General features: G+C 28.9%; 1 protein-coding gene. It reads left to right on the forward strand.

Going from position 1 to position 367, the window contains the following annotated elements:
- Positions 1–284 (forward strand): transposase (locus CD129_RS11205; RefSeq protein ID WP_218585270.1); only part of this gene is annotated, 284 nt, incomplete at its 5' end.
- Positions 285–367 lie beyond the last annotated feature (83 nt).

Consider the following 367-nt stretch of genomic DNA (forward strand, 5'->3'; position numbering starts at 1 on the left):
AAGAACTGATAACTAAATATCAAAATAATCCAAAGTATTCAGAAGCACTCAATATATTAGATCAAGGCTTCGAAGATGCTGCTCAGTTCTATAGGTTCCCAGCACAACATCATAAAAGTTTACGTACGACTAATTCTATTGAGAACATCAATATGCAAGTTAGAAAAAGAGAGAAAGTCATTAAGACTTTCCCTAATTTAGACTCTGCTTTTAGATTAATTGGTGCTGTACTTATGGATATCCAAGAAAATTTTGATAGTTCAAAACGACCTTTTATTACTTAGAATTACTACTAATTTTTTTAAAATTAGTAGAGATTAACAAAATATATCAGCTAAAAACCAAGCATATATATTTTGTTAATACC

The organism is Mammaliicoccus fleurettii, from assembly GCF_003970575.1.
Lineage (GTDB): Bacteria > Bacillota > Bacilli > Staphylococcales > Staphylococcaceae > Mammaliicoccus > Mammaliicoccus fleurettii.